The sequence below is a fragment of the Bacteroidota bacterium genome (assembly GCA_016711505.1).
In the GTDB taxonomy this organism is placed as follows: domain Bacteria; phylum Bacteroidota; class Bacteroidia; order AKYH767-A; family 2013-40CM-41-45; genus JADKIH01.
This window is the reverse complement of the sequence record JADJSV010000017.1, coordinates 104487-114060: the sequence shown is the minus strand read 5'-3', so window position 1 is coordinate 114060 and position 9574 is coordinate 104487. Positions and strand designations below refer to the sequence as shown.

The 9574-nt window shown below is 36.0% G+C and carries 5 protein-coding genes; 2 read left to right on the top strand and 3 right to left on the bottom strand.

The genetic code is table 11. The annotated features are described in order from the left end of the window. The first annotated feature begins 307 nt into the window (after positions 1 to 307). The gene (locus IPL24_14090; protein ID MBK8364742.1) at positions 308 to 1975 is read left to right on the top strand and encodes a formate--tetrahydrofolate ligase; all 1668 of its coding nucleotides are present in this window, start codon (positions 308 to 310) and stop codon (positions 1973 to 1975) included. A 146-nt stretch (positions 1976 to 2121) separates the two neighbouring features. On the opposite strand, the gene IPL24_14085 is transcribed toward IPL24_14090, so the two are convergent. From IPL24_14085 to IPL24_14075, 3 genes are all read right to left on the bottom strand, one after another. Then, positions 2122 to 4332: a T9SS type A sorting domain-containing protein gene (locus tag IPL24_14085; protein ID MBK8364741.1), complete on the bottom strand. Its 2211-nt coding sequence runs from the start codon at positions 4330 to 4332 to the stop codon at positions 2122 to 2124. A 256-nt stretch (positions 4333 to 4588) separates the two neighbouring features. Continuing rightward, the gene (locus IPL24_14080; GenBank protein MBK8364740.1) at positions 4589 to 6550 is read right to left on the bottom strand and encodes a T9SS type A sorting domain-containing protein; all 1962 of its coding nucleotides are present in this window, start codon (positions 6548 to 6550) and stop codon (positions 4589 to 4591) included. Positions 6551 to 6767: 217 nt separating this feature from the next. Beyond that, the gene (locus IPL24_14075) at positions 6768 to 8489 is read right to left on the bottom strand and encodes a T9SS type A sorting domain-containing protein (GenBank protein MBK8364739.1); all 1722 of its coding nucleotides are present in this window, start codon (positions 8487 to 8489) and stop codon (positions 6768 to 6770) included. A gap of 524 nt (positions 8490 to 9013) precedes the next feature. On the opposite strand from IPL24_14075, the gene IPL24_14070 reads away from it, so the two are divergent. Continuing rightward, positions 9014 to 9571, top strand: a complete 558-nt coding sequence (locus tag IPL24_14070; protein ID MBK8364738.1) for a sigma-70 family RNA polymerase sigma factor — start codon at positions 9014 to 9016, stop codon at positions 9569 to 9571. Positions 9572 to 9574: the final 3 nt, after the last annotated feature.

Below are 9574 nucleotides of genomic sequence, written 5' to 3'. Positions count from 1 at the left end.
TGTGTTTTATATATTTTATTATTAATTATTTAAGGAAAATTATTGTAGTATTATGCAAAATAGGAATTTATAGGTAAAATAAAAATGGATTTTAAAGAAAGTAGTTGGATGTGGTTTTTATGGGTAAAATGCGGGAAATTACGGGATTAATTATGGTATTTTTATCTGAACCAGGCACATGTAAAGGCTTGAATAATTAAAATTATTATTTACTCGTATTTTATTAATCTTCTGTTAAGTTCGACTAACCTTTTTAACTTCGCTGCCTTATAATTGATCTAAACGGTCACTAAACTTCAAAACTTCAATGCTCTCAGCAATAGAAATCTCCCGCACAACCAAACTGAAAAATATTTCAGAAGTTGCCGGAGAATTAGGAATCAATTCTGACGATATTATTCAACACGGAAAATATATTGCAAAGGTACCTTTGTCATATATCAACGAAGAAAAAATTAAAAGCAGTAATCTGATTCTCGTTACCGCCATAACACCGACAAAAGCAGGAATAGGAAAAACAGTTACATCAATATCGCTTTCCCTTGGTTTAAATAAGATCGGAAAGAAGGCATCGGTCGCTTTACGCGAACCAAGCCTGGGTCCGTGCTTTGGTATGAAAGGCGGCGCAACAGGTCGCCGATATGCACAGGTGCTTCCAATGGATGCGATCAATCTGCATTTCACCGGCGATTTTCATGCGATCACTTCGGCGAACAATATGATCTCGGCTTTGCTCGACAATCATCAATATCAGAATCATCATAAACCAGAAGAAATTGATTCAATTGTTTGGCGAAGAGTGCTGGATGTAAATGATCGTTCTTTGAGAAGCATCATTACAGGAATCGGACAAGGAGCAAAAGCCGAACTCGTTGAAACCGGATTTGATATCACTCCCGCATCAGAGATAATGGCACTTTTTTGTTTGTCTACCAGTCTCGAAGATCTTGAAGCGCGGATAGAAAAAGTTGTTGTCGGTTACAAACAGGATAAATCTCCTTTTACAGTAAAAGATCTTGGTGTTGCAGGTGCAATTACTGTTTTACTGAAAGATGCTTTGATGCCTAACCTTGTTCAGACTACTGAGAACACACCTGCCTTTGTTCATGGCGGACCATTTGCAAATATTGCTCATGGTTGCAATTCTTTGATCGCAACAAAAATGGCATTATCGGTTTCTGATTATGTCGTTACTGAAGCCGGTTTCGGAAGTGACTTAGGTGCAGAAAAGTTTATGGATATAAAATGTAGGTTATCCGGATTGCATCCAAAAGCAACTGTACTTGTTTTAAGTACTCAGGCTCTAAAATTACATGGCGGAGTTGCTTACGAAGAAACGAAAAAGCCTGATCTTTTTTCGATGCAGAAAGGAATTCCAAATCTTGAACGTCACGTAGAAAATTTACGCGCATTTGGACAAAGTATAATTGTTTCACTGAATCATTATCCATTCGACTCGCAAAATGAAATTGATTACATCAGACAATGGTGTAAAGATCGCCATATTTCATTTGTTGTAAATTCCGGATTTGAATCAGGTGGAGAAGGAGCAAGAGAACTTGCTACAGAGGTAGTTCGTGTAATTGAAGAATCACCATCAGCTCCAATATTATTTACCTACGATGATGTAGATCCGTTGAAACTAAAAATTGAAAAAGTTGCCAAGAAGATCTATCATGCCGGGCAGGTTTCTTTTAGTCCGAAAGCAGAAACAAAACTTAAAAAATTTGAACGTTTAGGATGGCTAAGGTTACCTGTATGTATTGCTAAGACACAATATTCATTCAGTGAAGACCCTAAACTTGTAAATGCTCCTTCTGATTTCACACTAACGATTCAGGATGTTGTTATCAATGCAGGTGCCGGATTTGTTGTAGCCATAATCGGCGAGATCATGAGGATGCCGGGGTTACCTGAAGAACCAAATGCAAAGACTATAGGAATTGTGAATGGTGAGATTGAAGGCCTAAGCTAATAGCCAATAAATAGTATGCCGGTACTTTTCTATAAACTTACTCTTAAACTTACTCTAAGATTAAAACAAGCGTAAGAGTAAGTTGAAAGCAAAAAAAATGTCCCCGGATCCCGGAGACATTTTTTTTGATCATATTTCTGGTTAAACTATTTAGTTTTTAATAATTGCTTAGTGATGGTTTGTTCTGTCGAAATAATTTGTACAGAATAAATTCCTTCAGTTAAAATACTTTCGTCAAACTTTATTTTATTTATACCTGAATTAACTACGATAGATTTATCTGACACTGTCTGACCAGTAGAATTTGTTACTACAATTCTGGCATTGGTTTTTCCGAAAGCTGAAAATGAAATTTCAAATTCTCCTGAAGTCGGATTAGGATATAATAAAATCCCTTTGCTGTCGATCATTTCGCTTATTGCAGAAATAACGTTAGGAATATTTACACCTGATGTGCAACCATTAAGATTGGCAACAACAATTCCGTAATCACCACTTATAGGTGCAACATAATATTGACCTGTAGCTCCCTGAATGGAATCGTTTTCATAAAACCATTGGTAAGAATCGTAACCTGCATTAGCCCAAAGTGTATCGCCTGATTGAGTAACATTCAAACCTGCAGGCGAGGAGCTAACATTAATGTATTGGATCTGTGTCAGAGTATCAGAGCCAAGCGGATTAGAAACGATCAGCTGAACATCAAATTGTCCAACGGTATTATAACATACCGCTCCCGGATTTGCATTCGAACTTGAAGCAGGATTACCTCCCGGGAACGACCATGAATAAGTTGTTCCGGAACTGGACTGGTCATTGAAAACAATACAGCTGTTTTGACAGATGGTAGGATCTGCAACATTGAATGATGCCGAAGGGTATTGCAGATTGCTTAATGTTGTTAAGGAAGTGTTTGTAACAATAGCACCATTGAAGTCAAACACGATATGAGCAGTGTTTGTGATCTGAGTTGGATCAGTCAGGCCGGCTTTCGGATTGATCTTATAGATGACCATTCCATGGCTACCAGGTTCATCGATATTGCTGTCGGGTAAGAGTATGTTGTCGAACCGGAATTGAATAGCACCATTTGCGTCCATTTGAATATTGACCGGATCACTACTTCCCAAAACTTCAAATGTACTCAAGTCAAGATCAAAGTCCAGTGTGTCCAATATCACAACATTGAACGCTGTATCATTTCCTGTGTTTTGGAAATTTATGGTGAATGTAAGTGGTGAATTCATCGGAACGTAATGCTGTGCAGTTGCCCCTTGAGGAGAAACAAGTTTGTCGTTCGGATCTACTGCACACGAAACTGCGAATGAGAATGTATCTCGAAGAACGCCAAGCAGTGTATTCGAGTTATCAAATACCGAGTCATAAATGGCCCACCAGATAGTTTGCCCTGCAGGTGGATTATTGAATGTTATATAAGGATTTCCAATATGCAGAGCTTGTCCCGGTAATAAATTATTGTAATACCAAACAAGCGTATCTCCTGAAATAACATCAGGCGGCGGGATCGAAGCATTGAACGGCATGTTGTTCGAATGAATCATTGTAATACTTCCGTTAACCGGGATCGGACTGTAATTTCCCTGATATATATAAGTATAACCAAGTGCATTACATCGCATAGGATGATGCCATGCATAAAATGATTGCGACAATCCAACTGAAGCATTGTACACACCAAAATCATTTCCTGTGGAGGATGGTGGTAAGGTGACATTATAAGATGGATTTGCAGTTGTTAAAGTATAACTGCCGAGAATAAGTGAAGCAGTATAATTGCCTGAATCCAAATATGCGGAATAATGTCCGCTTGAATTGGTGTATGTAGTAAAATTGACAGGGTTTAACTGTACTCGTTGATTTCTGAGTGCATAATCGTTTCCGTCGCGAAGGCCGTTCTGGTTATAATCGAAAAAGACATCACCTTCAATTGTTCCTGCTGCCCCGTTTATTAAAAATCCCGATGCCAATATATTATCAAAATAGGATGGCGGAAATGATCCATCATATGTTAATACGTGAACATCATAGGATCCACTGGGAATATTAGCAGGAATTGTCCAATCGACATACATTGAATCAGAGTATTGAAACCAACCGGGATAAATATTTACTGCCGGATCAAAAGCATCAACATAAATAATTGTTGATCCTTGTTGAAGATAAACATCGGTTGCGCCCATTGGTGGACTAGACCACAGAAGGACATTTTGCGCCATTGTAATTACAGTTCTCAAAGTCGTACCCTTGGAAGCAGAATTTGGAACGATTGAACTTACCTGTCCATAGGTGCAAAAAGAAACGAGAATAAAAATTACTATAAGTAGTTGTTTTTTCATGGTGAGAGAGAATTTGTTAATACGAAGGTAATAGTAATTCTAGGTAATGAGTTTTTTGCTCTCAATATTTGGTTAACGTTGCTATTTCGTAGATTAACAACCGTAATTTTAATGTAATATTTTTAATAGAATTTTCTCTTCTGATTAAGCAGAGCTATTTCCGTGAACTCTCTGTGAACTAAGTGCTCTTAGTGTTTAAAAAAATCAGTGAATTTTTCTCCGCCTGATATCAATTGAATGTTAAGCTTTCGTTTTATTAATTCAGTATCAATTTATTTGTTCTGGATGCATTACTTGAAATTGATATTATGTAAATGCCTTTTTCAAGTGGTCCGACATCAAGTGTGTAATTTATATAACCTGATGCTGTTGTTAGGTTCGATTGATAGCAGACTTTTCCCAGTAAATCAATCATACTTATAGTTATTTTTTCATTTACTGACGACGAGAAACTCAATTCTATTGATTCATTATCTCTGTTATAATCTGAAGTGATCTCAGTAATATCTGTGTTATGATTTGATACTGCAATTATTTCTGAGAAGGTTTTTGATCTGTCATAGTCGAACTGAGCAAGTCTATAATAAATTAAACGGTTTGATTCATCATGCAAGTCTTCGAAACTGTAACTGGAGAGCGTAGATGAATTTCCGGCACCTTTAACAATGCCAATTGAAGTAAATGCTATTCCATCAGAACTTTTTTCAATTTCGAAATAATCGTTATTGATCTCTGAAGCAGTTTCCCATTGAAGTAGAATTGTTTTGTCATTGCTCCTGTGTGCATTGAACGTAAGCAATTCGATTGGTAATATGACAGGGGTGTCGGGACAAAGAGTTGAAGTGTCGCTGAGAAATACCTGAGTGTTTAAGACAACATCTATTGAATTTATTCCGGAATATGTTAAAGGAAAGCGATCGACTTCAAGAATGGACGGAACAATTTCGAAGAGAGTTCCCGGATTTTTACAGGGGATCAATCCGATATTATCGGTTTTCATTAAAATAGTTCCATCGTTCAGTCTTTTACCGGTGAAAATATAACAACCATCAGTTGTCATTCTTCCTGACCGTGTTCCTACAGTGGCGATTCCATCATTCGAGTATGTTCTCGACCATTCCATATTAAAATCAGAATCTGTCTTTAGAATTTGTGCCAGCATACCAAAATTACTGTATCCGCCCATGCCTGTAAATAAATATCCATTGTCAGGTGTTTCTTCTACTGAAGAAAATCCGGATTGAAACATTTCCGGCGGCGCTGAGTCGAAGAATTTAGCGTTTAATATTGTTCCCGCATTATTTAGTTTAAGTATGTATGGATAATTATATTCATTCAGTGATTGATCTTTATCTAACGCACCTGCAACAATGAAATCACCGGCGCTGTTTTCAATAATATCGAGACCGAGAGAAAATCTGAAATTTGTAAAATCGTGCTCATATGATTTTGCCCAAACAACATTTCCAGTTGGATCAGTACGGATAACATAAAGATCAGCAGCGTGTGATCCTGCTGTTGTTCCTGTTAGTATATAACCGTCATCGTTAGTTTGTCTGACTACCCATGGAAATGATTCGCCCGTATCAAGATCGCGGACGGCGAATTCGTATTTCTTCTCCCAAATTACATTTCCTGAAACATCGGTCTTTATAAGAATAGCATACGTTGTTCCTTCAAGACTTAAGGGAATAGAATCGTGAAATCCGGAGATGATATAGCCGCCATCTGAAGTTTGCTGAACACAATAGCCAAGATCATCTTTTCCGGTATCATAAATTTTAGACCATTGAATATTGCCATCGTCATCAGTCTTAAGTAAAATAATATCGTTGCTGTCAGGTGGCCAGATAAGATCCTGATTCGTCCGACCTGTAACAATGTATCCATTGTCTGAGGTATGTTCCATCCATGTTGCCAGACTTCTGTTTCCAGGATAAGAATATATTTTCTCCCAAAGCAAAGTTCCGTCAGTCATCGTTTTTAGCAACTGTATGTTTGTATTGACAATTGGCGACATATTGAACCAATGGAAGTTGTAATAAAAATCAGTACATCCTGTTGCAACATATGAAACTCCATTTGCTTCCCTGACACAGTAACCCATGTCTCCGGTATTATAAGACTTTAAAAAAGTATTCTGTGAATTACAAAAGTTGCAATAGATGAAAAATGCTACAACTAGCAATGGAATTATTCTTCTATTTCCGGATTTCATAAGAACAGATTTACTGAGAGCTTAACTAAAGCTAAGGATAAAAAACCAGTGTAAATGAGATAATTACGCTGAAATCGTAGATTTTTGGTGAGTGGATTGAAACTGTGTGTAAAGTTGAGTTGGGAGGTGACCAGAACACTGTCCTGGTCACAAAAACTTTGTCACCAGGAAAGAGTCCTAGTGAACTCAGACAACCATCAAGATCGTGAAAAGGGGGTTATTCTTTTACAATTAATTTCATTTTTGAATTGTTCGCTTCATTGATAACAATAACATAAATACCCGAAGCCAAATTTTTCGTTTCAATAAAATTTTCTCCTGAATGTAAATTTATCGCTTTGATCAGTTTTCCGTCGTGCGAATAAATATAGCAGAGAGATGGTATTCCTTTGAAATCAATTACAAAATTATCCTGGAAAGGATTTGGATAAATGAACGAAGTATTTTGGATCTCATCGATTCCTGTACAATCATTGAAGAAAACAAGAACAGAGTCTGTTCCATAACAACTAGACGAATCGATTACGATAACTGAAATATAAATTGAATCTTCTGTAGAAGAAGTCAGCTGCAAAGATGAAACAGAACTTCCGTCGCTCCATTCATAGCTGTAAAAGTTACCGGGTTGAAGTTCGATCATTGAATTAGTGCACAAAACAGTGTCTGTTCCAAGATTTGGAAAAGGTATAGAGATAGCAATATTCATTGTGTCAGAAACAATTCTTCCGGACGAATCGGTAACGGTTAATGCATAAATCCTGGATGTATCGCTTAGAACATATGGTTGTGTTCCAATAGAATCAGAGAAATGAATTCCTGGTGACCAGTGGTAAGTATGTGGGCTTATTCCACCGGCACTAATCACTACAGGATAAATTGTATCGTTTGAACATGAAATCAGAGGATAACAGATATCAACCATCATAGAGTCTGCTCCGAGATCATAAAAGTAACAATCAGAAGCGTTAGACCAACAAGAGTACCATGAATGTTGAGTATGTATAACACTATGTTCGGAATTATAAAAATAATATGTATAACTGCCTGCACCACATGGCCCGCCATCGTCATAAAATAATTCGGTGTAAAACATGTCGCCATTAGCATCGTATGAATATGTATTCATATTGTAAGCTTGACCTTCGTAATTACTTAAAAGTATTCGTGTCAATCGTCCAAGACTATCATAGTTCCATTCTTTTTTAACGATTGTATCAAGACATGCCGGTGTCAGACAAGGAATATAAATAATTCTATATGGAAAATTATTTATATCGTACAGATAATCCAATCTGTATGGCGAAACCCAGCCTGAAGAATCTGAATTGTAAATTTCACTCACCGTATATAGTATATCATTGAAAGAATTATAAAAATATCTTTCTCTTGTTGAGTCTCCATATTGGTTTTTTGAAATTATCTGGTCTATTTCTCCGGTTGGCAAATAACTCCAGAATTTTTTTGTGATCCCAAGAAAACTTCCATTATACAAATGTTTTAGTTCTTCTGTCCTTCTGTTCAGGGAATCGTAATTGATAGTGTAATAATTTGCAGTATCAAACAATAATCCGTTCCACTGCATTCTCAGATAATAATTTATACTATCGCCTGAATAACCTGAAGTGTCAAAACCCATTAATGCAATTGGGTTTGGGTACAAACGATAATCTTCGGAAGCAATTTTTTTTCCGGTTGCATCATAGCGATATAAAAATCGTGATATAACAGAATCTGTCAAATTGAAATAGGTATGTATATTGCTTATCAGGTTCGAAAACGCATCGTATTGATAAATATCTCTTGAAGTAATCCGAAAAATTGAATCGGGAATATTAGTTGAAGTTCCATTTATAGTAGCACCTTCACGCATGAACTCTTCAGATTGAATCACCCTTCCTAGACTATCCAAAACCTGAATACTTTTTGTATAGCTTGGCATCTTGTCGTTATTCAAATCGTTAGAATTTATGCAAAAAGAAAATCTTAAGCTGTCATTTTCTGCGAATGCATGGCCGATTAAGAAATAAAAAAATAATATAGAGATATAGATTTTCATTTGATTCTTAAAATTTACTCCTTTTATGATTAGATGTTTTAGAATAAGACTAAAATATTATACTTTCTTTAAATCAATTTTCATAAAAATTAACTTCATTCATAATAAAAAATTGTCTGGTAAATCTGTATATATGAATTATAAAATTAGAAATAAAATTTGATGGGACAAGATATTAAATAAAAGCCTGTCTTTAAATATGCCAATCCTGAGCCGATTGTAATTGAATGTCCTGTCAGCTTGCCCTTTTTCTTCCATTTAGAAAGATGTTTTTAATTGTGTTCGGTATTGATTTTCTTTGTTCCAATCGTTAATTAAGCGGTTATTTATTAAAAATTGAGTAGATTGGCTATGATTTTATAAAAACCGGACAACCATTTGAGATTTATCCGTACTTTTTATGTTCTATGTCGACAGATGAACTGATAAAAGGCTGCCTGCAAGGTAAAGGGAGTCATTTTACCGAGCTGTATGAGAAATACTCATCCGGCTTGTATTATATCTGTATGCGATATTCCGGAGACAGCGATGAAGCGAAAGATCTTTTGCAGGAAGGATTTGTCAGGATTTTTCAGAAGTTAAATACATATGAATCAACACGCGGATCATTCGAAGGTTGGATGAAGCGAATTTTTATTAATCTGTGTATTGATCATTATCGTAAACAAAAAAATAATATTTCCTCGTTACCAATTGAAGAAGTTGCTGATGAAATAGCAGACTCAGATGGCGAACCAATGGGCGTGATAAATAATTTATCATATGAAGAATTAATTCAGGCCATTAGTGAGCTTCCTCTCGGTTACAGAACTGTATTTAATATGTATGTAATTGATGAAAAGGGTCATAAAGAAATTGCAAGTGAATTGAATATTTCTGAAAGTACTTCAAAAACACAATTATTTAAAGCAAGAAATCTGCTTCAGAAAAATTTAATGATGAAAACATTAATAAGAGTAAAATAAATA